This is a genomic window from Arachidicoccus terrestris, assembly GCF_020042345.1.
In the GTDB taxonomy this organism is placed as follows: domain Bacteria; phylum Bacteroidota; class Bacteroidia; order Chitinophagales; family Chitinophagaceae; genus Arachidicoccus; species Arachidicoccus terrestris.
Genome location: NZ_CP083387.1, coordinates 1731680 through 1757767, shown reverse-complemented (window position 1 = coordinate 1757767; position 26088 = coordinate 1731680). Strand labels below are relative to the sequence as shown.

At 46.3% G+C, this 26088-nt stretch carries 23 protein-coding genes; 21 read left to right on the top strand and 2 right to left on the bottom strand.

Going from position 1 to position 26088, the window contains the following annotated elements:
* Positions 1 to 5: 5 nt before the first annotated feature.
* Positions 6 to 1532: a GH3 auxin-responsive promoter family protein gene (locus K9M52_RS07115; RefSeq protein WP_224071362.1), complete on the bottom strand. Its 1527-nt coding sequence runs from the start codon at positions 1530 to 1532 to the stop codon at positions 6 to 8.
* Between the two features lie 493 nt (positions 1533 to 2025).
* Between K9M52_RS07115 and K9M52_RS07110 the strand changes: the two genes are divergently transcribed.
* The 13 genes from K9M52_RS07110 (at position 2026) to K9M52_RS07050 (ending at position 17816) form a co-directional block, all read left to right on the top strand.
* A complete protein-coding gene (locus tag K9M52_RS07110; protein ID WP_224071361.1) occupies positions 2026 to 2409 on the top strand; it encodes an START-like domain-containing protein in 384 nt (127 codons plus the stop codon).
* 153 nt (positions 2410 to 2562) lie between these two features.
* On the top strand, positions 2563 to 4035 hold the full coding sequence (locus K9M52_RS07105) for an LptF/LptG family permease (protein WP_224071360.1): 1473 nt from the start codon (positions 2563 to 2565) through the stop codon (positions 4033 to 4035).
* A gap of 45 nt (positions 4036 to 4080) precedes the next feature.
* Positions 4081 to 5064, top strand: coding sequence for a cation diffusion facilitator family transporter (locus K9M52_RS07100; RefSeq protein WP_224071359.1), 984 nt, complete (start codon positions 4081 to 4083; stop codon positions 5062 to 5064).
* A 146-nt stretch (positions 5065 to 5210) separates the two neighbouring features.
* Positions 5211 to 5780, top strand: a complete 570-nt coding sequence (locus tag K9M52_RS07095) for an RNA polymerase sigma-70 factor (RefSeq protein WP_224071358.1) — start codon at positions 5211 to 5213, stop codon at positions 5778 to 5780.
* 67 nt (positions 5781 to 5847) lie between these two features.
* Positions 5848 to 7047 (top strand): FecR family protein, encoded by a 1200-nt coding sequence (locus K9M52_RS07090; protein WP_224071357.1) that lies wholly within the window; start codon positions 5848 to 5850, stop codon positions 7045 to 7047.
* Positions 7048 to 7199: 152 nt separating this feature from the next.
* On the top strand, positions 7200 to 10580 hold the full coding sequence (locus K9M52_RS07085) for a SusC/RagA family TonB-linked outer membrane protein (RefSeq protein ID WP_224071356.1): 3381 nt from the start codon (positions 7200 to 7202) through the stop codon (positions 10578 to 10580).
* Positions 10581 to 10591: 11 nt separating this feature from the next.
* Positions 10592 to 12124 (top strand): RagB/SusD family nutrient uptake outer membrane protein, encoded by a 1533-nt coding sequence (locus tag K9M52_RS07080; RefSeq protein WP_224071355.1) that lies wholly within the window; start codon positions 10592 to 10594, stop codon positions 12122 to 12124.
* Between the two features lie 14 nt (positions 12125 to 12138).
* Positions 12139 to 12957 (top strand): DUF4843 domain-containing protein, encoded by an 819-nt coding sequence (locus K9M52_RS07075; protein ID WP_224071354.1) that lies wholly within the window; start codon positions 12139 to 12141, stop codon positions 12955 to 12957.
* Between the two features lie 23 nt (positions 12958 to 12980).
* Positions 12981 to 14438: a PKD-like family lipoprotein gene (locus K9M52_RS07070; protein ID WP_224071353.1), complete on the top strand. Its 1458-nt coding sequence runs from the start codon at positions 12981 to 12983 to the stop codon at positions 14436 to 14438.
* A gap of 53 nt (positions 14439 to 14491) precedes the next feature.
* Positions 14492 to 15685: a TlpA disulfide reductase family protein gene (locus tag K9M52_RS07065; protein ID WP_224071352.1), complete on the top strand. Its 1194-nt coding sequence runs from the start codon at positions 14492 to 14494 to the stop codon at positions 15683 to 15685.
* A 499-nt stretch (positions 15686 to 16184) separates the two neighbouring features.
* Positions 16185 to 16430, top strand: coding sequence for a hypothetical protein (locus K9M52_RS07060; RefSeq protein WP_224071351.1), 246 nt, complete (start codon positions 16185 to 16187; stop codon positions 16428 to 16430).
* Positions 16349 to 17284 (top strand): PD-(D/E)XK nuclease family transposase, encoded by a 936-nt coding sequence (locus K9M52_RS07055; protein ID WP_224071861.1) that lies wholly within the window; start codon positions 16349 to 16351, stop codon positions 17282 to 17284. The genes K9M52_RS07060 and K9M52_RS07055 overlap by 82 nt, the downstream gene beginning before the upstream one ends.
* 238 nt (positions 17285 to 17522) lie before the next feature.
* On the top strand, positions 17523 to 17816 hold the full coding sequence (locus tag K9M52_RS07050) for a hypothetical protein (protein ID WP_224071350.1): 294 nt from the start codon (positions 17523 to 17525) through the stop codon (positions 17814 to 17816).
* Positions 17817 to 17896: 80 nt separating this feature from the next.
* On the opposite strand, the gene K9M52_RS07045 is transcribed toward K9M52_RS07050, so the two are convergent.
* Positions 17897 to 18145, bottom strand: coding sequence for a hypothetical protein (locus K9M52_RS07045; protein ID WP_224071349.1), 249 nt, complete (start codon positions 18143 to 18145; stop codon positions 17897 to 17899).
* A gap of 23 nt (positions 18146 to 18168) precedes the next feature.
* On the opposite strand from K9M52_RS07045, the gene K9M52_RS07040 reads away from it, so the two are divergent.
* The 8 genes from K9M52_RS07040 (at position 18169) to porK (ending at position 26081) form a co-directional block, all read left to right on the top strand.
* Positions 18169 to 19539: a dipeptidase gene (locus K9M52_RS07040; RefSeq protein ID WP_224071348.1), complete on the top strand. Its 1371-nt coding sequence runs from the start codon at positions 18169 to 18171 to the stop codon at positions 19537 to 19539.
* Positions 19540 to 19624: 85 nt separating this feature from the next.
* Entirely contained in the window at positions 19625 to 20023 is a 399-nt protein-coding gene (locus K9M52_RS07035; RefSeq protein WP_224071347.1) for an RNA-binding S4 domain-containing protein, read from the top strand.
* A 36-nt stretch (positions 20024 to 20059) separates the two neighbouring features.
* Positions 20060 to 20845 carry a subclass B1 metallo-beta-lactamase gene (bla, locus tag K9M52_RS07030; protein ID WP_224071346.1) on the top strand — a complete coding sequence of 262 codons (786 nt, stop codon included), beginning with the start codon at positions 20060 to 20062 and terminating at the stop codon, positions 20843 to 20845.
* 45 nt (positions 20846 to 20890) lie between these two features.
* Positions 20891 to 21406: a YcxB family protein gene (locus tag K9M52_RS07025; protein ID WP_224071345.1), complete on the top strand. Its 516-nt coding sequence runs from the start codon at positions 20891 to 20893 to the stop codon at positions 21404 to 21406.
* A gap of 34 nt (positions 21407 to 21440) precedes the next feature.
* Positions 21441 to 22121: a tRNA (guanosine(37)-N1)-methyltransferase TrmD gene (gene trmD / locus K9M52_RS07020; RefSeq protein WP_224071344.1), complete on the top strand. Its 681-nt coding sequence runs from the start codon at positions 21441 to 21443 to the stop codon at positions 22119 to 22121.
* A gap of 115 nt (positions 22122 to 22236) precedes the next feature.
* On the top strand, positions 22237 to 23049 hold the full coding sequence (locus tag K9M52_RS07015; RefSeq protein ID WP_224071343.1) for an MBL fold metallo-hydrolase: 813 nt from the start codon (positions 22237 to 22239) through the stop codon (positions 23047 to 23049).
* 47 nt (positions 23050 to 23096) lie between these two features.
* Positions 23097 to 24737, top strand: coding sequence for an adenine deaminase (gene ade, locus K9M52_RS07010; RefSeq protein WP_224071342.1), 1641 nt, complete (start codon positions 23097 to 23099; stop codon positions 24735 to 24737).
* A gap of 60 nt (positions 24738 to 24797) precedes the next feature.
* Positions 24798 to 26081: a T9SS ring complex lipoprotein PorK/GldK gene (gene porK, locus K9M52_RS07005; RefSeq protein ID WP_224071341.1), complete on the top strand. Its 1284-nt coding sequence runs from the start codon at positions 24798 to 24800 to the stop codon at positions 26079 to 26081.
* Positions 26082 to 26088: the final 7 nt, after the last annotated feature.

Here is a 26088-nt window from a genome sequence, read left to right as displayed (position 1 = left end):
GTGCTTTATGCCGGTGTTTTATCCACTGCAAGAAGTGCAGTGATCTCATCAATATATTTTCTGTCATTACTGAGCCGGGGCACCTTGTGCTGACCGCCCAGTTTGTTTTTGCTCTTCAGCCACTTGTTAAAACTTCTGGGCGGCAATACCCGGATGACCGGTTCGCTGAGTGCGATCCCTTTATGCCTTTTAGCTTCATAATCACTATTAAGTTGTTGCAATCGCTGATCCAGCACTGTTGTAAAAGTGTCCATGTCTTCCGGTGCTTTTTCAAATTCGATCAGCCATTCATGGGCGCCGTTGGAGGCCTCACTAAAATAGATCGGTGCGGCTGTGTATTCCGTCACCTGACAGTCCAGGCGGCGGCAGGCATAATCAATGGCCTGATCGGCATTGTCCACGATGAGCTCCTCGCCGAAGGCATTGATAAAGTGGCGGATCCTGCCACTGACTTTTACCCGGAAAGGGTATAGCGACGTGAATTGAAGGGTGTCGCCCAGTAAATACCGCCATAGGCCGCCATTGGTGGATATGACGGGCGCATAATTCTTATGTAATTCCACATCCTTTAACCCGATGGTTCTGGGTTCCGGCTTGCCGTATTCCTCTATGGGCATAAACTCATAAAAGATGCCATGATTTAAGAGCAATAACATGCCGTCGCTGTCAGGCAGGTCTTGTACCGCAAAAAAACCCTCGCTCGCATTATACATTTCCAGATAGGAAACCGTATCGCCCAGCAGCTGCTGGAACTGTTGTCGGTAGGGGGTAAAGGAGACACCGCCATGCATATAGAGCTCGAGATTAGGCCAGACTTCTTTAATTTTTGATTTTCCGGTGATTTCCAGGATCCTTTTGAGCAGAATGAGGGTCCATGTAGGGACACCGGATATCGAGGTCACATCTTCTTTGATCGTAGATGCTGCCAGGGCTTCCAGCTTAGCCTCCCATTCATCCATCAGGGCAATGGAAAGCTCCGGGGTACGGAGCCATTGTCCCCAAAACGGCGTGTTCTGAAGTAAGACAGCACTCAGGTCTCCATAAAAGATTTCTTCATTGAGCTGGCTGACCTGATGACTTCCACCGATCACCAGCCCTTTGCCGGTCAACAGGTCACTTTCCGGCCGGTTATGGTAATGGAGGGTCAGTACGTCTTTGGCGGCCTGATAATGGCAGTTTTCAAGGCTTTCTGCGGTAATCGGGATAAACTTGCTTTTATCGCTGGTGGTGCCGCTTGATTTGGCGAACCAGTTGACCGGCGTGTTCCAGAGCACATTTTCCTCACCCTGCATGATCCGGTCAATACAGGGTTTTATATCCGGGTATTCATGAATAGGAACAGCCGCTTTGAACTGACGGGTATTAAATATTTGATTGAAGCCATACTGACGGCCAAAGGAGGTATTTTGCCCATGGGTCACCAGATCCTGCAAAACCTCACGCTGGATATCGATAGGATGGGCCATCCATTCTTCAATGCGCCAATGCCGCAGCCTTGCTAGTCGTGATATGGTTGGACTGAAAATCTTCATGATTCTTGCGATAGCGCTCCTTGCCCTATTTGGGGTAAATATAGTCTAAAAAATATTCTTTTAAGCTTCGGGAGTACTTCCGGTTCAAATTGCTCTCTAAGCTTTCTGTTTAATTTCTCTGGTCTTCAATCTTACGTCAGCGTGTTACAAATGTATTATGCCTTTTTTTCTGCCTTTTCCTCTTCTGATATTTTAGTTTTAGGCAGCGGCTACCTGGCACAAGATACTTAATGTCCCATAATTTTTGAATGCCCGTCTGTGATAAATTTTGCCCAAGTTTTCCACGCAAAGTATTGCTCTGAGCTGAACCGCTCCACTGACGGGTAGGCAAATCAGGTCGAAAATTAATTAAAATTTGAAGATAAATTATTGGTAATTAATACATTAGAAATAGTTTTAAAAAAAATTGGATAATAATTTTAAAAAGTAGCTTAATCCGTTATTTATTTTTTATTATTGCAACCAGCATTGTTTCATAAAAAGTTCAGACATAATGGCAAAGAGGCAATTATATTCAATAGAATTTCCGGTTCGTTGCTCTCCAAATATCTTATATGGTTTTTTGGCTACTCCCGCCGGTTTACAGGAATGGTTCGCTGATCTGGTTGATCAGCGGGACGGTATTTATAGCTTCACTTGGGGGGGCGGTAAGCCTGAAAAGGCAAAAGTAGTCTCCTCTGAAGAAAATGTAAGTATCAGATATAGTTGGCTGCATGAGGACCCCAAGGAGTATTTTGAGTTTAAAATTGATACGGCAGAAGTCTCCAATCAAACAATTCTGACTGTGAGCGCTTTTGCGGAGAAAAATGATATTAAGGATGAATCCATGATGTGGGAACACCAGGTCAAGGAGCTGTTCCATCGGCTGGGCAGTTAGTTTTACCCGAATTTCAAAAAAACCTGCTGAACAGCAGGTTTTTTTATCGGTTTGAATGGCCCCTGTATTTGACTAAAATTTCTATAATTTTCCCGATTCCCGAATTGCTTTCTGTATTTTTGAGCCCTATTTAGCTTATCCCTAAGAAGATTCATGATTAAAAAGCTTGACAAACTTATTATCAGGTCCTTTGTCGGCCCTTTTATCGCCACATTCCTGATCGCCAATTTTGTATTGGTCATGCAGGTGTTCTGGCTTTGGATCGATGATTTGGTTGGGAAAGGCCTGGATTCTTTGGTGGTGATCAAACTTATTGGCTTTATTACGGCTACGATCGTACCGCTGGCCCTGCCACTGTCGCTTTTACTTTCTTCCATTATGACTTTTGGCAAGTTGGGAGAATCTTTTGAACTGGTGGCGATTAAATCAGCCGGTATTTCACTGGAGCGATTCATGAGGCCGCTATTAGTGGTCGCCATTGGTCTAAGTGGTGTTGCGTACCTGTTTGCCAATAATATTATCCCGGTGGTCAACCTGAAAAAAGACCGTCTGATGTTCGACATTATCTCTTCCAAACCGGCACTCAATATTAAAGTGGGAAGCTTCTATGATAAAATCGAAGGCTATGTGATCCGGGTAGGGAAAAAGGATAAAGACAGTAAAAATATCGGAGACGTCGTGATCTTTGAAAAGAATCACGACATCCAGGATAATTTACTGACGGCTAAGTCCGGTACCATGGAAATGACGCCGGATAAATTAACGATGGAGTTTACGCTGAGAGACGGACACCATTATGAAGAGACAGGCCCCCGTTACGGAACCAATACCCAGTTTGTCCGGATGTCTTTTAAAACATATAAAAAGAGGTTTGATATGTCTAGTTTTAAGCTCAATAAAACGGACGAAAACTCTTTCAAATATAATCCCAGGATGCTCACCTATCGTCAGTTGCTGCCGGCTATTGATTCCCTGGAACAGATGTCGGCCGGCTATCAGAAAAGGACACGGCTGCTGATGCGCCCTTATTTATCGACCGCCCGTTATAAAGATAGCGTATGGTCTGGTCAAAAAGTAGTGGTGGGGTCTACCGGCTCGAAGGATCCGGCGGACGCCTATTTAGGGACCTTGTCTGATTCGATTAAACGTAGCGCCATCACCAGCGCATTAGGTCAGCTAAACGCCGCATCTAATAATCTGGAGATATCGGCCAAAGATTTTAAAGACCTTCAGGATAGCGTCCGGTCGCATTATATAGAGATGTACCGTAAGTTTACCCTATCGGTGGCCTGCATACTGCTGTTTATGATCGGTGCTCCACTGGGCTCCATTATCCGCAAGGGCGGGCTGGGGTCTCCCCTGGTATTCTCTATCATTTTCTTTGTGCTTTTTTACCTGCTCAATACCATCGGAGAGCGGCTGGCCAGGGAAGGTGTGGTTTCCTGTTTTACCGGTATGTGGCTCTCCTCGTTCGTGTTATTTCCGATTGGGTTGTTCCTGACGATCAAGGCGATGCGGGATTCCCAGCTTTTTAATAATGAGGCTTACTTCAGATTCTTTAAAAAGGTAAGGTCATTGATTAGAAAGAAGGGAGATGTGCCGCCGGCGGCAGCGCCCGGCACTTAAACAATCGTAGATCGGGATTTTTATTGACGCTAAATGCAGTATGCTATGGAGGCAGCAAGACAGAATTACAGGCTACAGAAATGGATTTGCGGACTTTCCGTTGTGCTTTTCCTGATCAAGGTCATTGCCTGGTACATGACCAATTCTGTGGCGATTCTGTCAGATGCCCTGGAAAGTATTGTGAATGTCATGGCGGGTTTTATCGGACTTTACAGTCTATACATCGCTGCTAAACCTAAAGATAAAGACCATCCTTACGGCCATGGAAAAGCGGAATTTATTTCAGCTGCTGCAGAAGGGGCACTGATTATCGGAGCCGGCATCCTGATTTTTTATCAGACTATTACAGGAATTGTCAATAAAAGCCCTCTGGAAGATCTGGACCGGGGACTGATCCTGGTCGTCATCACCGCGGTAATCAATTATATTGCGGGATGGATCTGCATTCGTCAGGGGAAAAAGAATCAGTCACTGGCAATTATTTCCAGCGGTAAACATCTGCAAGTTGATACATATTCCACTCTGGGAATTGTAGCAGGACTTCTGATCATTTATTTTACCGGTCTTAACTGGCTGGATAAACTCATTGCCTTTGGAATGGGCATTCTGGTGCTTTTTAACGGCTACCATATTCTTCGCAAATCCCTGGCCGGTATTATGGACGAGGCAGACATGGATCTGCTGCGCCGGATGGTGGAACTGCTCAATGCCAACCGACGCCCTAACTGGATTGATATACATAATCTTAGAGTGATCAAATACGGCAGCCTACTACATGTAGACTGCCACCTTACCCTGCCCTGGTATCTAAATCTCAAAGAGGCACATAAGGAGCTGGATGTATTTTCCCGGCTTATCAGCTCTGAATTTGGTGATTCTATTGAGATGTTCGTGCACTATGATGACTGCCGGCCAACCAGCTGCCCTATCTGTACCAAGGAAGACTGCCCGGTCCGGGTGCATCCTTTTAAGGAAAAACTGACCTGGAATCTGGATAATATCCTGACAAATGCACAGCATACCAGTTAAAAACGCTCTTTCCGCCAGCTTCGTTTAGAAATTGTTGTTTCAGAATCAAACCATTGAATACAATCGATTGGCAAATCCGGCTCCAGCACTGTGTGGTATTGGTTAATTTTATAATTTCGCTAACCTTTCATCATAAAAAAAGCGAAGTGCAGGATCAGCATTTACTTAGTGATGCCGCTTTACTGGAGCAATTGGCGTTGGATCAGGGCTGGGCCCTGAGAGAGATCTTCGACCGGTACTGGGAGCGGCTCTATGGGGTAGCCTATAACCGTTTAGGTACAGAGCAGGGTGCTGAAGACGTTGTTCAGGAGGTGCTGTCTGCCTTATGGATCCGGCGCAAGGAAGTACAGATAGATCATTTGGGTAAATACTTATCGGTCGCTGTTAAATATGCCGTATTTTATGAGATCCGCAAGCAGCAGCGACGCGCTGCGCTGCAAACGGAGGTATCTCTTAAGGATCAGCATAACCGGCCGTTAACGCCGGAAGACACACTTCTTTATAAAGGCTTTATCGACCAGGTAGAAAAAGAGATCGATCGTTTGCCTGAAAAATGCAGGCTTATATTTAGGTACAGCCGGGATGAAGGACTTACACATAAAGAAATCGCAGAAAAATTACAACTCTCCACGAAAACGGTTGAAGCACATATTAGCCGGGCAATCAGGCAGTTACGAACCGCCTTTAAAGGCCCCGGCAGTTTTATCAGTTTTTGATACCTATATTTTTTTATTTGACTAAGGGTAACTGCCTTATTTTATCACATATTATTAAAGCGCACTGATGTCCGGACCTGAAAAATTTCCTGAAGCTTTGTTGGACCAGTATCTCGCCGGTACGATCAGTGAGGCGGACAGAAAGGTGCTTCTGGATTGGTTTGACAGCTTCTCAGATGCGGAAGTTACTGTACTGTCTTCTACGGAGCGTTCTAAAAAAGAGGTAAGGGAAGCTATCTGGGGCCGCATTGAGAAGCGCACCGGCATGGATAGCAGCGCCGGGAAAAAAGCAGGATCAGTCAGAGCGGCACCGAGGCGACCTTATCTGTATCGCTATAGCCGTATTGCGGCAGCCTGTCTTTTACTGGTCGCACTTGGATGGTGGACCCTGACATATTTTGAGGGTGCTCCTGAAAAGGCTCCGGCTAAAGTGGTCCTGCAGGGATCAGATCATAACGGCGCCATTCTCACCCTGAGCAGCGGTAAGACGGTGACGCTGGATAGTACCGGCACCGGTCAGATTGCGGTGCAGGGCAACGCCAGGATCTTGCAGCAGGGCGGGCAGATAAAGTATCTGAACGCAGGCAGTCAGCCCGGGCAGTCCACTGCGCTTAATACGATGACCACGCCCAGGGGGAAACAGTTTTCGCTGGTCTTACCCGACGGGACCAAAGTATGGCTCAACGCAGCCTCTTCCATTACCTATCCGGTGCAGTTTGCAAAAGACAGGCGCAGTGTCTGTATAACCGGAGAAGTGTATTTTGAAGTGGCACATATAACGGCCGCTGATCATAAGACAAGGATTCCTTTTGACGTAAACTCAGGCGAGCTGCATATTGAAGTACTGGGAACACATTTTGATATTCAGAATTATCCGGAGGAAGGGCAGGTAAAAGCAACATTACTGGAAGGCAGCGTGGCCGTGCATTATGGAAAAGACGGTCCCCGAAAAACAATGCGCCCCGGTTGGCAGGCGTCCATCGACAGGGCAGATCCGGTACGCATCTCTTTAGCAGAAGTAGATACCCGTCAGGCAGTAGCCTGGAAAAGCGGCCTGTTTTTCTTTAAAGATGAGCCACTCGGTGATATCTTGAAACAGGTGGCGAGATGGTATGATGTGGAAGCGAGTGCGGATCCGTCAAAAATGAAATTGCGTTTCAGTGGCGTGGTTTCCAAACGGGCCAGGTTAGCAGATTTGTTGAAGGTGTTGTCAGCCACAGGCGTCGTAGAATTTAAGATAAGTGAAAATAAGGTCTATGGGTATTGACCTTTCTCAGCCAATAATGAAGTAGTCATCCGTTAGACACGGGCTGCAAATCAGCCAGCAAAATATAGTGCCTGGCACATGGGTGTAAACCATGTGGTGGGGAGTCTTTGCCCGCTGTTCAAATAAATTTTAAGATAAATCAGGACATAGCTATGCATAAGAAAAAACAATTGATCTGGTCCCTGCTGATGGTGATGACGACCCTGCTCTTTGTACAGATGAGCTACGGGCAAAAGGTCAATCTGCCAAAAAAACGCCTGCATCTGGAAGCGTTGTTTAAACTGATCAGGACACAGACGGGGTATGAGTTTTTATATAACAGCGATATGCTGGAAAACCTGCCGGCCATTACTGTGGAGGCCCGTGATCTGCCGGTTGAAAAACTACTCGACAAGAGCCTGAGTGGTTTGCCCCTGACCTACACAATTCTGGATGATAAAACGATCGTTATCCGAAGAAAGCCGGCTGCCCAAAAGAAAGGAGAAAATAAGCCTATGCCGGTTCAGAAAAAGCAACTGTCCGGCCGGGTGCTCGATGACGAGGGCAGACCGGTTGATGGTGCCAGCGTTTTTATTATCGGCACCCAACAGGGAACCCTGACAGACGAGAACGGACAGTTTAACATCGCGGTGCCGGAAGGTCAGGGCAATGATTCACTGTCGGTCTCTTTTATCGGCTTCGTGAGCCGGCATTTAAAAATAGATTTTAGGTCTTCTGCGGCGATGAAAATCGTGTTGTCCCCCACTGTTCATGAAGCAGCGTCGGTAATGGTATCTACCGGCTATCAGCTGATCAATAAAGACAGTTATACCGGTACAGCGGTTATCGTCAGCGGAGAGGAATTGAAGAAGGTCAATCCTCAGAGTATCCTGCAAAGCCTGCAGGTATTCGATCCCAGTTTTAAGATCGCGGAGAACAACCTGGTGGGTTCAAATCCCAACAGTCTGCCACAGATCAATGTCAGAGGTTCCACCGCGATGCCCAGCGGCAGTGAGGGCTCTATTATCAGCCGCAATAACTTATCGGGTACCGTTAATCTGCCGACTTTTATACTGGACGGTTACGAGGTGGATGTACAGAAAATCTTTGATCTGGATATCAACCGCGTCAAGAGCATTACCTTGCTCAAAGACGCGGCTGCAACGGCGGTCTATGGCTCCCGGGCTGCTAACGGTGTCGTGGTCATCACGACCGTACCGCCTAAAGCAGGAAAGCTTAGCCTGAGTTATGATGTAAACCTGAACATCGCCACTCCTGACCTGTCCGAGTATCATGTATTGAACAGTCAGCAGAAACTGGCTTATGAGAAAATGGCCGGCCTTTATGACCCGGCGAACAACCCGGGTTTATATGAAGATCAGTTAAATGATCTCTATTATCATAAAAAAGAACTGGTCTTAAGTGGTGTGAATACAGACTGGCTGAGTCAGCCGGTCAGAACGGCCGTGGGGCAAAAACACACTTTGTTCCTGGAAGGGGGCACCAGTGCCTTGCGATACGGGCTAAGCCTGCGTTACCAGACCTCTCCGGGGGTTATGAAGGGGTCTTCCAGGGACCGGTACAGTACGGAACTGAATCTGGCCTATAATCTGGGCAGTAAATTGCTTTTCAGAAATAACCTTTCGGTCACAAAAATGAACGGCGAGGATTCTCCTTACGGCCGTTTTGCAGATTATGTAAGAATGAACCCCTATTATCCTATCCGGGATTCAGCGGGCGCCATTTTACAGTCTGTAGACGATTGGACCCGCAGCTATTCCAATGGAGGTACCTATCTGTCGCCTGTGCTCAATCCGATGTATGATGCGACACTGGGGGGATTCAGCCGCAGCGAATATCTGGAAGTTATTGACGCTTTTTCTGCCGACTGGACCATGGCCAGAGGGCTGAGACTGCGCGGACAATTAAGTATCCAGCAGATCCGGACTACCGGTGATCATTTTACATCGCCTTTCTCAAATGCTTTTTACAATTATGGTGCGGATCGTTTAGAGGAACGTGGGCAATACGATTATAATAACCAGGTGGCGACAAATCTGGACGGGAGCCTGACCCTGAACTTTAACCGCCAGATCGGCCTGCATTTTGTGAACCTGGTTGCGGGCGGTAATATCCGTACGACCAAGGCAGATTACAAGGCCTTTACGGCCATTGGTTTTTCCAATGATAAATTCTCGGACATCGGCTTCGCCTCCGGTTATGCAGAGGATGCCACACCTTACAGTGATTATCAGGAAAACAGGCTGATCGGACTGTTTACATCGCTCAACTATTCCTACAGGGATAAATACCTGATGGATTTTACATTCAGAGAGGATGGTTCCTCTACTTTCGGGAAGGACAGAAGGATGGCTCCTTTTACGGCGCTCGGCCTGGGCTGGAACATGCATAAGGAATCTTTTATGGAGGGAAGTCCTTTCAGCCGCTTTAAAATCAGGGCCAGCACCGGGCTTACCGGATCTGTTTCTTTCTCCCCCTACATGGCGCAGACGACCTATAGTTATTATATGAATAATTGGTACAGTACGGGGCCGGGCGCCATTGTCAATAATTACGGCAATGAGGATCTGCAGTGGCAGAAGACCCGTAACTATGATCTGGGGCTGGAACTTGGGTTTTTACAGGACCGCCTGCAGATCATGCCCCGGTACTATATAAAAAGGACAAGTGGCTTGATTGCTTCGGTCACCTTGCCGCCTTCTACGGGTTTTGCGTCCTATCTTGACAATATCGGCGATATGGAAAACAAGGGCTGGGAACTGAGCTTTCAGTATAATGTCATACGGGGTAAGGATTTTAACTGGAACCTGACGACCAACCTGGTGCATAACGAGAATATTATCGTAAAAATTTCGGATGCCTTAAAGGCTTACAACAATGATGTGGATGAGGCGCAGATGGATGCCGCCAATCAGGGGGTGCCATTACTGCATTATGTAGAAGGACAATCCCTTAATACTATCTATGCCGTTCCTTCACTGGGGATTGATCCGGAAAGCGGCCGGGAGGTCTATGTGAAAAAAGATGGTACGCGGACCTTTGACTGGGACGCGCGGGATATCCGGCCTGTCGGCATTGATCAGCCAAAAGCTGAAGGCTATTTTGGGTCTAGTATCCGGTATAAAAACTTCAACCTCAATTTTAATTTCTATACCAGGTGGGGCGGGGATCATTACAACCAGACCCTGGTGGACCGGGTGGAAAATGCGGATCCGCGCTACAATGTGGACAGCCGGGTCTTTGCCGATAAGTGGAAAGCACCGGGAGATCACGCTTTTTATAAAAATATAGCGGATCTGGGTCAGACGCAGACCGTGTCCCGGTTTGTACAAAAAGATAATGTACTGGAACTGCAGTCGCTCTATCTTTCCTATGACCTGCCTAAAGCGCATTTACTCCGGTCCAGCATTAAATCGCTGCGGGTGGCCTTTACCATGAATAATCTGGTCAGGTGGTCTTCCATCAGCCAGGAAAGAGGCATTGATTATCCTTTTGCGAGGAGTTTTAATATTTCACTGACAGGAAGATTTTAAAAACAACAGCTATGATGCAAAAGCAATTCAAAAGAATAAATGATTATCGGGGTAAAATGAGTCAGCCGGGCGTCCTGCTGGCTTCGGTACTGATCGTCCTTATAACGATGACAGGCTGTAATAAATGGCTGGATATTCAGCCGAAGTCTGATGTGGCGGCAGATGAACTGTTTACCACTGAAGCTGGTTTTGAGGAAGCCTTAAATGGCGTTTACATCCGGCTGGCCAGTACTGATCTGTATGGGGCAGAGCTGACAACCGGCCTGCCGGATGTCATGGCCCAGGACTATACTTTGTCTACACAGATAGACCCCTGGTCCTACCTGAAAACGGAGAAGTTTGATTTTAAGGATGCGGATTTTATCGCGAGGCGGGATAATATCTGGTCGGGACTCTATAACGGCATTGTCAACCTGAACCTGATCCTGGAGCATCTGGAAGGCCATGAGCAGCTGTTTTCCGGCAATCATTATAACCTGATCAAGGGTGAAGCGCTGGGTCTCAGAGCCTATCTTCATTTTGACCTGTTCCGCCTTTTCGGCAGTTCTGTGATCAGCAATGGCGCTCAGGGTATCCCCTATGTAACGACCTATAGTAATAAGGTAACCAAGACCTCCTCGCCCGCAGAAGTGATGGAGGCCATAGAAAAAGACCTGACCGCCGCGAAGGGCTTACTAGCCGGTACCGACCCGATCCAGACCGCTGCCTACGTGGTGGATTATCCGGGCAGTGATTCCGCGACAGAAAATACCGACCCTTCTCTTTTTATGCAGATGCGCCGCAACCGGTTTAACTATTATGCAGTCATGGCCACTCTTGCCAGGGTATATCTATATGACCAGAAGAAAACAGAGGCCCTGGCCAGTGCCATGGAAGTCATACAGACTGCTAAATTCCCCTGGACCCGACAGGAGGATTTTTTGAACACGGATCCTGAGAAGCAAGACCTGCTCTTGTATAAGGAGGTTATTTTCGGATGGTATGCCCCCTGGAGTGTGTCAGAGCTAAGGTCCCGATTTGAAACCGGTTCCGCCGGCTTATTTCTGTCCAAAGAAGATGCGGCCCGCATTTATGAAACCAGTGGTGTCGGTGGAGAGGATCTGCGTTTTAAAAGGTGGCTGCAGGTGGCGGTAGATGGCAATCTGGAACTGCAGAAATATGCCCGTAATCCGGATGGTGACGAAGATGACCTGAGCTCAAATTTTTACCCGCAGACTTTACCCGCGATCCGGCTCAGTGAGATGTATTATATAGCAGCAGAAGCGAGCTTTGATCAGGATAAGCAAAAGGCGCTGAGTTATGTTGACTCCGTACGTGTCCACCGGGGAATAGGGCAGCCCTTTACCGCGACGGATAAAAATCAGTTCATCAGTGCGCTGATTCGTGAAGCGCGCAAGGAGTTCCTGGGTGAGGGGCAGGTGTTTTATATGTATAAACGGTTGAACCAACCGATCCAGGGCCACGCAGGCACACAGATCCCTGCCAGCCCGTCCGTGTTTGTCCTGCCGCTTCCCGATAATGAAATTGAATTTGGTCATCGTTAAAAATTAAGTGGTATATGCGTTATACGATAGGAGTTTTTTTAGGCATGCTGGCAGCGGTTTCAACTGGCTGCAAAAAAAGTGAACTGACGTTATATAATAGTCCGGCCAGCGTTTATTTTGAACTGACGGCGGCTGAACGGGACAGCCTGCTTTATACATTTGCCTATACGCCCGAAAAAGCGTCAGATACGGTTTATTTGCCGGTCAAACTGGAAGGTCTCCGATCTGACAAGGACCGGGACTTTATCCTGAAGGTAGATCCGGATTCCACTACGGCTGTTGCGGGAAAGCATTATAAAGCCATCGAGCCCCACTATGTGATCCCGGCAAACACCGGTATACTATATGTGCCCATCGTGCTCTATAATACAGACACGCTATTACAGCAGTCCGCCGTACATATTAAATTTTATCTGGAACCAACGAGTTCGCTGGGTGTCTCGATGCCTCAGCTGTCCCGGGCGAAGCTGGTCTTTTCCAGTAAGCTGGAACGGCCCGGCTGGTGGTCGATGTGGATGGGCGATTATTATTCCCAGGTGAAGCACCAGCTTTTTATCATCGTTACCGGCCAGACGGATCTCACGACAGGTTCAGAAGGCGGCCTGGACGCGCCTAAGAATCTTTACTTTGTCAGTCTCTTGACGAGTTTTTTAAGTAATCCCGCCAAGTGGGTAAACGATCATCCGGAAAAAGGCTATGTCCTGGAAAAAGTAGATGATCAGACTTACTCTTTTTTCAATAAGGACAATCCTAAAAAGATCATCACTTACCGTTACGACGCCCTGGCCGGCAGCTTCTTTTTTATAGATGAAAATGGTGATCAGGTTCATTAAGTCATTTTTTAAATCGTATGATTATGCGACTACACAAAGTCTTTTCTTATAGTTCTGTTCTCTGCCTGGGGTTGGTACTGCTTGTCAGCTCCTGTTACAAGGATAAGGGAAATTACACCTATCAGCTGCCCGCTGCTCCTGTCATTCGAAATATGGACAGTGTCTATGAAGTGTTTGTGGGAGACAGCCTGGTCATTGCTCCGGATGTGCAGCTGCAAGGCAGTACGGCCGGACAGCTGAAATATAGTTGGACCATACATGTGCCTCCTGTGACGGCGTCCGACACAGACCGCCACTATGAAGGCAAGGATCTCAGGATCATTTTCGGGTTGGGCCCTAAATCATTTACGGGGCGATTTGCCATTGAGAATACGGCCAATGGTATGAAGTATTTTAAGGATTTTACCCTCGTGGGCAAGACTGCATTCTCTAAGGGTATGACCGTGCTCAGCAGTGAAGCGGAGAAGACCGTATTGTCCTTTATCAAGCCGGATGGCACGGTGCAGCCTTATTTATTTGAGGCAGTGAATCCCGGTCAGTCGCTGCCCTCCGCACCCACGCAGATCCTGGCGATCCCGGAGGCCTATCAGCCGCCTGTTGCCAGCTACTGGATTTTCGGGAAGAGCGGCGAAAATACGGGGATCCAGGTGGATGCCAATGATTTTAAAGTGATCAAAACACTGAAAGATAATTTTTTTGACGCACCTAAGGGAAGCCTGCTTCCCAATCATATGTTTGTCAACCCGCTGGGTGTTATTTCCGGCATTATCGGGGACCGGCTGTATAACGGTACGACCTCTACCTGGAATCAGGCACCCACTTATGGCATGTTCGGCCAGGGAGCGGCAGGGGATTACAGTCTTTCACCGGAGATGGTCTTCGATTATACAGGCACTTTTGGCCCCGGTAATTACATTGGATTTGATCAGCATAAAAAGCAATTTGTCCGGTTTAACCTTTACGGCGACGCGACATTCTTTGGACCGGATTATGTGGTCAAGGGCGATAGCTTTGACCCTAAAAATGTAGGCATGGACCTGATGCATCTCCAGCAGATTGCCGGCGGGCTTTGTTTTGGCTATTTTATAGCGCCCAATGACAGCATTTATGAATGCAGCATGAAAACGAATTTTAACGGGCCTTTTGAATTCGAGGCGTTGACCAGGCGGCCCTTTGCCAGGCAGGAACTGATCAGCCCTGCCACGCTATGGGCAGCGACGTCCAGTCAGATCCTGTTTTTCAGCTATAAGGATAAGGTATACCGCTATAACCCGATCAATGAAGATTTCAGGCTGGTGAAAACCGCCTTCGGCGGAAAAACGGTCACTATGGTGAAACTACAGGATGCAAACACCTTGGTGGTAGGTACAGAAGGCACTCTTTACTTTCTGGATATCCGTACAGGACAGGACGGGACTCTTATTAAGAAAATAGAAGGATTGCCGGGAAAAATCATTGATATGGCCTTCCGGGAACAGTAAGCATTTTATGACAAGTCAATTTTTTAATCCATAAATATTTAAATCAAATTGAAATGAGAACACCACAGATAATCAATGGCGCCGTGAACGCGGTTACTTATTCATTTGCTGCTAAAAAAAATGAAGTAAAGAGCCGTCCGGCCGGTCTTATGCTCTTTATTATTTTAATGATCATGACGGTTTTCAGTCTAAAGGGTTTCGCGCAGCAGCAACGTTTTACATTAAACGGCAATATCGCCAATTTGCCGGATGGCGAGGTGTATCTGGGCTTCGGTACTTTCGGTAAGATGAAAGCCGATACCGTGGTGACCAAAGACGGGAAATTCAGTATTACGGATACCATTTCTGAACCTTGTTTTGCCATGCTGTTTAATCATGATTATTCGCTGAAGGTCGACCTGTATCTGGATAAAGGTATGATTACCGTAAAAGGAGACCTGAATGCCATTTATGATGTAGGTGTAAAGGGCAGTCCGGTTGTGAATGAATATGCCGCTTATAATCACGCTCAGCTCCAATCCAGAAAACCTGTACAGGCGGTATATGAAAAGTGGATGGCTGCCTATAAGGCGGGTGACTCAGTGGCGGCCCAAAACTATAAGACGGCCTTTGAGTCTGCCAGAAATACACAAAACGATCTTTCCAGAAAATTACAGATGGATTTTATTAAAAGCCATCCGGGCAGTATCGCTGCTGCCTGGGAGCTCCTGCATTATGTCAATGATAACACGCTGGAAGAAAGTAAGGCCTTATTCGCAGGATTTTCGCAGGCCGTACAACATTCCCAACAGGGCCTGGAACTGGGTGACCGGATCGCTACACTTAGCAGGGTACAGGTCGGTAAAAACGCGCCCGGATTTGCCCAGGCTGACACAGCCGGTCTATCCGTAAAGCTGGCTGATTATAAAGGAAAGTACGTATTACTGGAATTCTGGGCCAGTTGGTGTGCCCCTTGCAGAGCGGAGAGCCCGAATGTCCTCAAAGCCTATGACCGGTTTCATGATAAAGGATTTACGGTGCTTTCCGTGAGTCTGGACAATGACAAGGCCAAGTGGCTGCAGGCCATTAAAAAAGATGGGCTGCTCTGGCAACAAGTGTCTGATTTGAAAGGCTGGAAAAATGAAGTGGCCGCCTTATACGGGATCCACGCCGTTCCGGCAAATTTTCTGATTGATCCCAAAGGAAAGATTATCGCACAGAATCTGAGGGGAGAAGCGCTGCAGGAAAAACTGGATCAGCTGTTCTAGCGCTCATGCTCCTTCGTTAATCGGTTTTTGAAAACGTCCGATAAAGAAAATGCCACAATGCCCGTTTGGTGTATTGTGGCATTTCTTTATATTGAGCCTATGCAATGTGTTTGCCGGACCGAAAAGCGACCTTCTAAGTTGAAAGAAAATCTGCTAATTCTGGAGGTAAAAGATGACTATAAACATGATAAACAGAATGTGTCTGATATACGGTAAACTCTATAAGGCCCCACAGTTTATGAGGTAGCGGGGAGCGGCTTTGAAGTGCTTTCTCATGAAAGAGATTGGCATTTGACTAAGTTTTTTATTATTTTCAAGCCATTTTTTTGGTATTGGGATTATATTGCTGTATCTTTGTTCCAGCAGTGGATGATTGTTTTGTTGCTTATACATATGGAATTGTTCTACTGCTATTTAACCTACAATTATTGCCGGAATTATCCTTTTTATTTCTGTAAGATGCAGCATTGCTGTGAGTCTTACTTAAAATGTTATGTCTATGAATAATAATGCTATGTTGTACAAACAATCTGTACCTGTCTCTTATTCTATGTTTGTGGATAAGGATGGAAATTTTGGAAATCATGAAGTCCGGGAGGATGAAGCCAGTGATGATAGCGTCTATAGAAAATCATCTTTTAATGATGAAGATGGCGCTTTGTTATTGAAGCAGGAGTTGGAGGAGTTAAAAAGAGATGCGGCCTTCAGGCGCTTTTTGGGAGGAAAGGGCATAAAGACGCCGTAGCGATCCCTTTTCTCCGTGCCTTTTGGGGCCACCGAACGGAAATTAATGATCTGGTTTTGCAGTCTGCAGATTTTTTGGGAGACACGCAGGATGCGAGAAACGTACTTCCGGATGTTGTCTGGCAGGAGCCGGAGACCCGGGCGGTTTTTGTGACGGAAATGCAAAGACAGGAGCAGGATTTTTACTTCGACCGGATTTCTCTGTATGAAGGTAAGACACGCGCGATGTATGCGGAAAAAGGGCGGGGCTGGAATTTTGAGCAGGTGCCAATTTTTGTATTGGGGCTGGCGGATTTTGACCTGGGGAGAAAAGGACCGGACGTGTGGATGTATGAATATGTAAGTATGGACGCTGACGGCCGTGGTGAGCTATTCAATAATAAGGACTGGAAAATGATGATTGATCTGCCAAAGGCCGCCATTAATAAGCCAACTGCCTATTCTGAGCGGGATAAATGGCTTTTCCTGTTGAATAACTTTCATAGGCTGGGAGGTGATTTTAATATAAAACACACCGAACTGCCTGCTTTTTTGAAGGATGGCTCCTTCGATCAGGTATTAAGTATTGCCGAAAATTTAAACAGAATCAAGATGGAAGAATTTATGGACATGGTGCTTGAATTGCGCCTAAGGGATCGTATCAGAGCGGGGGAAAAACGTGGAGAAAAACGTGGAGAAGCACGAGGAGAGGCTCGAGGAGAGGCTCGTGGGGAAGCCCGTGGAAAGGAATGGGCAAGAAGAGAAATGATCAAACGCTTTCTTCAAAGTTTTCCTGATTTAAAAAAAGCGCCGCACAAAGTAGCTTCACTTTTGGGCGTTGATGCGCAGCTGGTAAAGTCTGTTTTAACAGCTTAATTACCCGGTAGTACCAGGGGTACTGTAAAAATTGGGAGGAAAAGTCAGGGTGCGGCCTGAAGTTATGGAACAGCTGCGCCTGACTTTTCTATATTGAAAGGTTGCTACGGGGAGCCTGCACTTCCGATATTATACGATGGCTATGGCCACAATTTTGAGCTAGTTTGAGCTAACTTGAATAACACTGGAAGAACGGGAATCCTGCAAAAATACGTTTACCATATAAATTGAAAACTAAATGGCAGTAGATAAAGCTAAAATGGCAGAATTTATGGACATGCTATTGGAATTGCGCCTGCAGGACCGTGTCAGAGCTGCGGAAAAGAGAGGGGAAAAGAGAGGAGAAGAACGAGTGGAAAAACGGGTAAAAATAGAAATACTTAGAAATTTTTTTCAAAATACTTCCTATTGTAATAATAAATCCCCGCAGGAAATTGCTTCCCTGCTCGGCATCGATGTGCAGCTGGTAGAATCTGCGTTGACTGTTAAGAAAGAATCAGAAGGCCAGGGCAAGGAAGATATCGGACGGTAATATAAGCAGTCCCGGTACGGGGGCTGGTTCCAGGGCCTTTTAAATATGTATTTTTTCTTGCTCCGGACCTGTTTTGGCTATCAGAAATGCCAACCTACGATATGGGGCATGCAGTCAGTTGACTGAATACAGAATACTAACAGCCATTGGTAATAAGTCAGGGAATCGATACCTTTGGCTCCTGCAAGGCAGCCACCTGTCAGAGAAAGCGACTGACCGGATCTCTCAATCGCCTGAAGCTTATCGGCGGTAGATATGGGAGAACCGGCAAGCGACAATCGCTTGACGGAACAAAAAGGAGCGGGGCAAAGCTGCCTGAATGCAGACATTTACAACGAAAAAAAGCGATTTTATGCAAGAATGGAAAACATTTCAGGAGGCTAATCAACAACGGTTTCTTGACGAATTATTAGAATTATTACGCATCCCCAGCATCAGTGCCAAACCTGAAAATAAGGCAGATATGGCTACTTGTGCCGAAATGGTTAAAGCGCGTCTGGCAGAAGCAGGCGCTGCAAAAGTAGAGATCTTTCCGACCAAAGGGCACCCCGTCGTCTACGGTGAACTCATTACGGATCCTTCCAAACCAACCGTATTGGTATATGGTCATTATGATGTGCAGCCTATAGAGCCACTGGATCTCTGGCACAGCGGTCCCTTTGAACCGGTGATTAAAGACGGAAAGGTCTTTGCCAGAGGATCTGCGGATGACAAGGGGCAGTTTTATATGCATATCAAGGCCCTGGAAACCATGGTTAAAACGAATTCCGTTCCCCTGAATATCAAATTTCTGATTGAAGGAGAAGAAGAAGTAGGATCAGAGAATCTGGGCATTTTTATGGAATCTCATAAAGACCTGCTGAAAGCAGATGTGGTGCTGATCTCCGATACAGCCATGATCAGTCTGGAAACACCCAGTCTGGATACCGGAGTGCGGGGACTGAGCTACATCGAAGTAGAGCTGACAGGTCCGGACCGTGATTTGCATAGCGGCGTTTATGGCGGGGCTGTCGCAAATCCGATTACCATTCTGGCTCAGATGATCGCTTCTTTGCATGACCAAAACAATCATATTACCATTCCGGGATTTTATGACAATGTCCAGGAACTTACCGGGGAAGAACGTCAAAAAATCAATCAGGCACCTTTTGATGAAGCCGAGTATAAGACAGATCTGGGTATAAAGGAACTCTGGGGTGAAAAAGGCTATACGACACTGGAAAGAACAGGTATCCGACCGACACTCGAACTCAATGGTATCTGGGGCGGTTATATGGGGGAAGGTTCCAAGACCGTATTGCCGAGTAAGGCCCATGCCAAGATCAGTTGTCGTTTGGTGCCCGGCCAGGACCATCATAAGATCACAGATTTACTGATTAAACATCTGGAAAAAATTACGCCGGATTGCGTAACGCTGAAAACGATCATTCATCACGGCGGTAATCCTTATGTAACACCGATTGACAGCACAGAATATAAGGCTGCGGAGAAAGCCATCGAAGCCACCTTTGGCAAGGCGCCGATTCCTGTCAGGGGCGGTGGGAGTATACCCATTACCACTTTATTTGAATCCATTTTAGATTGTAAAACAATCTTTATGGGCTTTGGACTGGATAGCGACAACCTGCATAGTCCCAACGAAAAATACAATCTGGAAAATTATTACAAAGGCATAGAGACGATTCCTTATTTTCACAAGTTCTACGCAGAACTGAAAAAATAACCTAAATCTTATTCGGGCAGGCGGGCTATATATTTTGTTTATGAATGTCCCCTGCCCGATTTTTGTATCTATATATAAGAAGATTATGGATGAGAAATTAAGAATAGACAAATATCTCTGGGCGATCCGGCTGTTTAAAACAAGAAGCCAGGCTGCGGATGCCTGCGATAAGGGCCGCGTGAAAGCAAACGGGCAAAGCCTCAAGGCCTCTAAGCCGGTGTCCGTTGGAGATGTATATGAAGTGAAGGCAGAAGCCCGTAAATGGGTCATTGAAGTAACCGGTCTGCTCCCTAAAAGAGTGGCCTATAGTGAGGCGATAAAATTTTATAAGGACATAACACCGCCGGAAGCCCTGGATCACATCACGTTTCAGGCTCCCAGTTTTCATACGGGCAAAAGACTGAGTAAAGTAGGCAGGCCTACTAAAAGGGATCGCCGGGACATTGATCATTTTTTGGATATAGAACAGACGCCGGAAGAGTAGCGTTGTTGCCGCCACAAAAGTAAAACACAAAAAGAGATGAAGAGGATGATACTGACAGCGGAAATAGGTAAAAGGGCAGGCCGGGCTGAAGTGTTTTGGCGCGTCTGCCTGGCCGGGTTAATGAGTCTTTGCGTAATAGCCGTCCGGGCGCAGTTAGCGGTCAAAGGTCCCTTTGAAATAACGCCCCTGACAGACAGCGTCTATCTGTTTACGAGTTACGGTGCTTTTAATGGGAAGTATTATCCGGCCAACGGCCTCTTTGCGCTTACGCCCAAGGGAGCCGTAGTCATTGATGGCCCCTGGGATCCCAAGGACCGGCAACCATTATTGGACAGTATATGGAAACGGCATCAGCAAAAGGTGATCCTGTGTCTGGCGACGCATTTTCATGAAGACAGGTCCGGAGCGCTGAAAGAGTATGGCGCACTTGGGATTGCCACTTACGCGACTAAAATGACAGATTCTCTTTGTGAACTACATAATGAACCCAGAGCGAAACATTTAATGACGCCTGATACGACGTTTCACTTGGGCTCTTTTACCATGCAGACTTTTTATCCCGGACCCGGACACGCCCCTGACAATATCGTGGTATGGCTACCCAGGGAAAAAATATTATATGGAGGCTGTTTTTTAAAGAGCGTAGAGGACGAGAATCTGGGGAATCTGTCAGATGCGAATATAGCTGTCTGGGATCAGGATGCCCTGAAGCTAAAGTGCTTTAAGCATCCCCGCTATATGATCGTAGGACATGGTGACTGGCATAGCTTGCAGGCGATTGATCATACGATTGAGCTTGTTAAAAAAGAAAAGCGAAAATAAAGAAAAGGGTCTTCGAAATAAACCACCACAAAAGAAATTCAATTTATGGCTGCATTTAAAGTCAGTACACAACTTTCACAAACTGAATATTGCAAATTGTTTTTGCGGCTCAGTTATCGTCAGCGTCTCTACCAGATCATTACCATGATGGGCATACTGCTGCTGATCCTTTCCGTTGTCCGTTTTTTTGTCAAAAGCATTCTTTCTGAAAATGTACAGCTCTTTTTATTTGCGTTTAGCATCTATGGTCTGGTACTGTTTCCTATTCTGGTCTGGGTCAGGGCCAGAAAAATTTATAGATCGAATCTGGGATTACAGGGGCCAATTGAATACAGTTTTACAGATCAGGGACTAACGCTTGATGCCAGCGGAAATCGTTCTACCTTTGCCTGGAGCGACTTTGGCAAAACAGTAAAGACGAAGGAGTACTTACTACTTTTTGGCTACAACAGGGCAGCCTATTTCCTGAAATTAAAGGATCTGAAGGCGGAAGAGATCCGTTTTATTGAAGCCAAAGTGGCCGCACAGTCACCTGTTATTAACGGCAAAGCAAAAAAATAATATCCGTCCGCTGGAGGTCTAAAAAAGAACAACCATGCACATTGATGTCATTACAGTTCAACCTGATTTGTTGGAGAGTCCACTTTCCCATAGTATAATGAAAAGGGCGCAGGAAAAAGGACTGCTTACTGTCAGATTGCATAATTTACGCAAATGGGCACTGAACAAGTATGGACAGGTGGACGATTATCAGTTTGGGGGAGGTGCCGGTATGGTAATGATGTGTGAACCACTCGTCAATGCCATAGAAGAGCTTAAAAAAGAGCACCATTTTGATGAAATTATTTATATGACTCCTGACGGGCCGAGATTTGACCAAAAAGTAGCCAATAGCCTGTCTCTTAAAGGTAATCTGTTGATTATCTGCGGCCATTATAAAGGGATTGACGAGCGGATCCGTGAGCATTATGTGACCCGTGAAATTTCCATCGGGGATTATGTCCTTAGTGGTGGTGAACTGGCGGCGGCCGTAGTGATCGACGCCGTTGGCAGGCTGCTGCCCGGCGTTTTGGGAGATGAAACTTCCGCCCTGACGGACTCTTTTCAGGATGACCTGCTGGCTCCGCCGGTTTATACCCGCCCGGCTGAGTTTAAGGGGTGGAAAGTACCCGATGTGCTGCTCAGCGGCAATCCGAAACTCATTGAAGAATGGCGGTATAACCAGGCTGTTGAAAGAACCCGGTTACGCCGTCCTGATCTGTTGGACGAAGCATAAATAGTGACATAAGAATAATACAACACAAACGGTCAGCTTTTTTCGTTAGTTTGGCAGGATATTGGCGATAATTTTATTTAATACCTTACTTAATATTAATTAAAACTGAATTGCCATGGATAATAATAAAAAGAACAGAAAAAGCAGCGACCTTTCATTAAGATCTTTTGCAGCCGCATTTCTGCTACTGGTATTAGCCCTGTTAACAGGCTCCGCAAAAGCGCAGTCAAAAGTCACTGACTGGACGGAACCGGTAACCGGCGTTTTTGTACACCCAATTTTTCATGCCAGTCTGGAACTTAAAACAGCTGGCAAGACCCTGCTTGTCGATCCCAGTTTTGACCCCAAATTGCTTTCCGGTATTCAGGCTCCGGATCTGATCTTACTCACGGATATCCATGGAGACCATATGGATCCTGAATTACTGGCTCAGATCCGGGATAAATTCGGCAGCAAGCCTATTATAGCACCCAAGGCAGTCGCGGAACAACTGCCCGAATCGCTTCGCCGGCAGGTCAGCGTGCTGGAGAATGGCCGGACGGAAAAATGGGAGGGGTATACGATTCAGGCGGTGCCTATGTATAACCTGCCGGGCGGAGAGCAGGTTTTCCATCCTAAAGGAAGGGGAAATGGCTACGTACTGACCGTTAATGGTAAACGTATTTATCTGAGTGGCGATACAGAAGCAACTCCCGAGCTTCGCCATCTGAAAAATATTGATCTGGCTTTTGTATGTATGAACCTGCCTTACACAATGGATGTGGAACAGGCGGCAGCCGGCGTACTCGATTTTCAGCCAAAGGTGGTCATTCCTTATCATTACAAAGGATCTAAAGGTCTTTCCGATATAAACCAGTTTAAAAAACTGGTGGACGGCGGTGGTAAGACTATTAAGGTGGAACTACTTGATTTCTATCCACAGCAATAAAAGGCCATCAGTTCGGTGATTTTTAATTATTATTTAAAAGCAAAGAAATGAATACCCTACACGCGAATCTGGTCAACGCATTTAAAAAGGAAATTTATCCGGTCACCATCGAGTTTGATAAAAAAATTATGAAGGTCCAGAAGACCGGTGACCTTGAGGGGCCGGGCTTGCCGTATCTGATGCCGGGCTTTGTAGATGCGCATGTGCATATTGAAAGTAGTATGCTGATCCCCAGTGAATTTGCCAGGGTGGCGGTGACGCATGGGACGGTGGCCACCGTCAGCGATCCGCATGAGATCGCCAATGTGTGTGGGGTGGAAGGCGTGCATTATATGATCGACAATGGTAAGAAAGTACCTTTTAAATTTAATTTCGGGGCCCCCAGTTGTGTGCCCGCAACAGGTTTTGAAACGGCCGGAGCAACACTGGACAGCCAGGCCATAAAGGAATTGCTGATGTCTGACGATATCCGGTACCTGGCGGAAATGATGAATTTTCCCGGTGTACTGCATAAGGACCCGGAAGTGGTGAAAAAGATTGAATATGCGACACAATTTAAAAAGCCAGTCGATGGACATGCGCCGGGGTTAAGAGGACAGGAGGCTTTGCGATATATCAGTGCTGGTATTTCCACCGATCACGAATGTTTTACCAGGGAAGAGGCCATGGATAAGCTGGCCGGAGGCATGAAGATTCTGATCCGGGAAGGCAGCGCTGCCAAAAATTTCGACGCATTAATTGATCTGTTAAGCGATCATGAAGATGAGATGATGTTTTGTAGTGATGATAAACACCCGGACAGTCTGGTCGAGGGTCATATTGACCAGCTCTGTGCCAGGGCTGTTAAAAAGGGAATCGATATTTTTAAGGTGGTCAAAGCAGCCTGTATTAACCCGGTATTCCATTATAAGCTAGATGTCGGACTGCTCCGTGTAAATGAACCGGCAGATTTTATTTTGGTGGAAGATCTGGTAAACTTCAAAGTCATTAAAACATTTATTGATGGAAATCTGGTGGCTGAAAACGGCCAGACAAAAATAGCCGGAGTTTCTGAAAAACCGATTAATAATTTTTCCGCTAAAGAAATAAAACTGAAAGATTTACGTTTTGAAAAAAGGGCTGGCTTCTTAAATGAAAAGGGCAGACTGCCTGTAATTGAAGCGTACGATGGACAATTAATTACAGGCAAACTGGACTGGCAACCTCATGAAGCGGACGGCATCTGGATAACTGACCCTGAACAGGATATTCTGAAAATTGTTGTCGTCAACAGGTATCAAGTTGCTGCCCCCGCGATTGGCTTTATCAAGGGTTTTGGCTTTAAGCAAGGTGCCATTGCGTCCACAGTGGCGCATGACAGTCACAACATTGTGGCCGTTGGCGTTACAGATGATGATCTGTTACAGGCAATTAATTGTCTTATACAGGAAAAAGGAGGTATTAGTCTCTCACTGAAAGGCAAATCTGAAATTTTACCACTACCCGTTGCAGGGTTGATGAGCAACAAGGATGCATATGAAGTCGCTAAAAATTATGCCGATATGGATAATATGGCAAAAAAATTGCAGAGTAGTTTGTCCGCACCGTATATGACCCTGAGTTTTATGGCTCTTTTGGTGATACCTGCCTTGAAACTCAGTGACAAAGGTCTTTTTGACGGGGAAAGGTTCGCATTTGTAAACCAATAGGCAAGCAGTAAACCGACCGTACTGCGTTGCTTATTCGCTTAAATATAGAAAAGTTAAAGTATGAGCAAATACACGGGTTATTTGATGGGTCTGATGCTTTTATGCGCTGGGGCCCTGCAGGCACAAACAGGCGTTCGGTTAAGAAAAATAGTAAAGCATAAAAGCAAGCATCTCTACGGGCTGCCAATTTCTATGGTGAAAGTGCCCACAGGAACTTTTGTTGAAGGCGGAGAGAATCAAAATGATACCAATAATATCGCCAGTAATGAAAACCGCCATCCGGTTTTAATCAGTTCATTTTATATTAGTACCACAGAAACAACGAACGCGCAATATAAGGAGTTCGTTAATTGGGTACGCGACTCCATTGCTGCCAAAAATCTCGGCGGACAGTATGTGACGGTTAAAGACGGCGACACAAGTATTAACTGGAAAAATGCAGAGAAGATTAATTATCAGGATCCCGCAGTAATGACCAAACTGACCAGCTTGTTATTAGACCCTTCCAAAAGCCTTTCCCACCGGCCTCAGATAGATCCGGCAAAACTGGTATACGAAATGAAGGGGTTTGATTATCAGGAAGCAGCAAAAATTGAAAATAAAGGACGTAGCCCGAAGGAATTTGTTTATCGCTATACCGTGCAAGTCTATCCGGATACACTGGTCTGGATGCGTGATTTCGGGTATTCTAATAATGAGCAGATGGCCACCAGTTATTTTGCCAGTGATAAATACAAAAATTTTCCGGTGGTCGGCGTAAACTGGAAACAAGCTTCTGCTTACTGTGATTGGTTTACCAAACAAAGAATTAATCGGGATCAGCGCGATCATAAGATGTCTGTGGGTGGTCAGTGCCGCCTGCCAACAGAAGCTGAATGGGCTTATGCTGCCAGTCTGAATGATAAGGAACTCAATAAAAGCAATAATCAGAAAGTTGCAGAGGCGGATGATGACAGTAAAGGAGATAAGAAACGCCGTCGCCGTGGTGGTGAGGGAGAGGAACAGACAGAAGCCATTTCCCTGCAGGGTAATAAATTATTCCCCGAGAAAGTAATCGAAGGGAGACATGGTAAATATGGGATCTATAACCTGGCAGATAACGTGTCAGAATGGACCAATACTTCCTATTATGCAGGAGGTGCCAATTTTGAAAACAGATTTAATCCGGATATTCAATGGGGCACGATTGATTCAGAAAGCAAATCAAAACGCAGAAAGGTGGTCCGTGGCGGCAGCTGGAAAGATACGCCGCAATTTACCGATGTATCTAACCACTTCTTCGAAGATCTGGGTACAGCGCACTCTTATATCGGATTTAGAGTAGTGGTGAACCTTCCTGAATAATAAAAAT

What these genes read in the sequence shown, in the direction of transcription:
- porK (WP_224071341.1), top strand. Translation starts at nt 24,798, where the DNA reads ATGAGCAAATACACGGGTTATTTGATGGGTCTGATGCTTTTATGCGCT.
- K9M52_RS07090 (WP_224071357.1), top strand. Translation starts at nt 5,848, where the DNA reads ATGTCCGGACCTGAAAAATTTCCTGAAGCTTTGTTGGACCAGTATCTC.
- K9M52_RS07075 (WP_224071354.1), top strand. Translation starts at nt 12,139, where the DNA reads ATGCGTTATACGATAGGAGTTTTTTTAGGCATGCTGGCAGCGGTTTCA.
- K9M52_RS07045 (WP_224071349.1), bottom strand. Translation starts at nt 18,145, where the DNA reads ATGTCTGCATTCAGGCAGCTTTGCCCCGCTCCTTTTTGTTCCGTCAAG.
- K9M52_RS07115 (WP_224071362.1), bottom strand. Translation starts at nt 1,532, where the DNA reads ATGAAGATTTTCAGTCCAACCATATCACGACTAGCAAGGCTGCGGCAT.
- K9M52_RS07065 (WP_224071352.1), top strand. Translation starts at nt 14,492, where the DNA reads ATGAGAACACCACAGATAATCAATGGCGCCGTGAACGCGGTTACTTAT.
- K9M52_RS07100 (WP_224071359.1), top strand. Translation starts at nt 4,081, where the DNA reads ATGGAGGCAGCAAGACAGAATTACAGGCTACAGAAATGGATTTGCGGA.
- K9M52_RS07050 (WP_224071350.1), top strand. Translation starts at nt 17,523, where the DNA reads ATGGCAGTAGATAAAGCTAAAATGGCAGAATTTATGGACATGCTATTG.
- ade (WP_224071342.1), top strand. Translation starts at nt 23,097, where the DNA reads ATGAATACCCTACACGCGAATCTGGTCAACGCATTTAAAAAGGAAATT.
- K9M52_RS07035 (WP_224071347.1), top strand. Translation starts at nt 19,625, where the DNA reads ATGGATGAGAAATTAAGAATAGACAAATATCTCTGGGCGATCCGGCTG.
- K9M52_RS07080 (WP_224071355.1), top strand. Translation starts at nt 10,592, where the DNA reads ATGATGCAAAAGCAATTCAAAAGAATAAATGATTATCGGGGTAAAATG.
- K9M52_RS07110 (WP_224071361.1), top strand. Translation starts at nt 2,026, where the DNA reads ATGGCAAAGAGGCAATTATATTCAATAGAATTTCCGGTTCGTTGCTCT.
- K9M52_RS07060 (WP_224071351.1), top strand. Translation starts at nt 16,185, where the DNA reads ATGAATAATAATGCTATGTTGTACAAACAATCTGTACCTGTCTCTTAT.
- K9M52_RS07015 (WP_224071343.1), top strand. Translation starts at nt 22,237, where the DNA reads ATGGATAATAATAAAAAGAACAGAAAAAGCAGCGACCTTTCATTAAGA.
- K9M52_RS07070 (WP_224071353.1), top strand. Translation starts at nt 12,981, where the DNA reads ATGCGACTACACAAAGTCTTTTCTTATAGTTCTGTTCTCTGCCTGGGG.
- trmD (WP_224071344.1), top strand. Translation starts at nt 21,441, where the DNA reads ATGCACATTGATGTCATTACAGTTCAACCTGATTTGTTGGAGAGTCCA.
- K9M52_RS07025 (WP_224071345.1), top strand. Translation starts at nt 20,891, where the DNA reads ATGGCTGCATTTAAAGTCAGTACACAACTTTCACAAACTGAATATTGC.
- bla (WP_224071346.1), top strand. Translation starts at nt 20,060, where the DNA reads ATGAAGAGGATGATACTGACAGCGGAAATAGGTAAAAGGGCAGGCCGG.
- K9M52_RS07040 (WP_224071348.1), top strand. Translation starts at nt 18,169, where the DNA reads ATGCAAGAATGGAAAACATTTCAGGAGGCTAATCAACAACGGTTTCTT.
- K9M52_RS07105 (WP_224071360.1), top strand. Translation starts at nt 2,563, where the DNA reads ATGATTAAAAAGCTTGACAAACTTATTATCAGGTCCTTTGTCGGCCCT.
- K9M52_RS07085 (WP_224071356.1), top strand. Translation starts at nt 7,200, where the DNA reads ATGCATAAGAAAAAACAATTGATCTGGTCCCTGCTGATGGTGATGACG.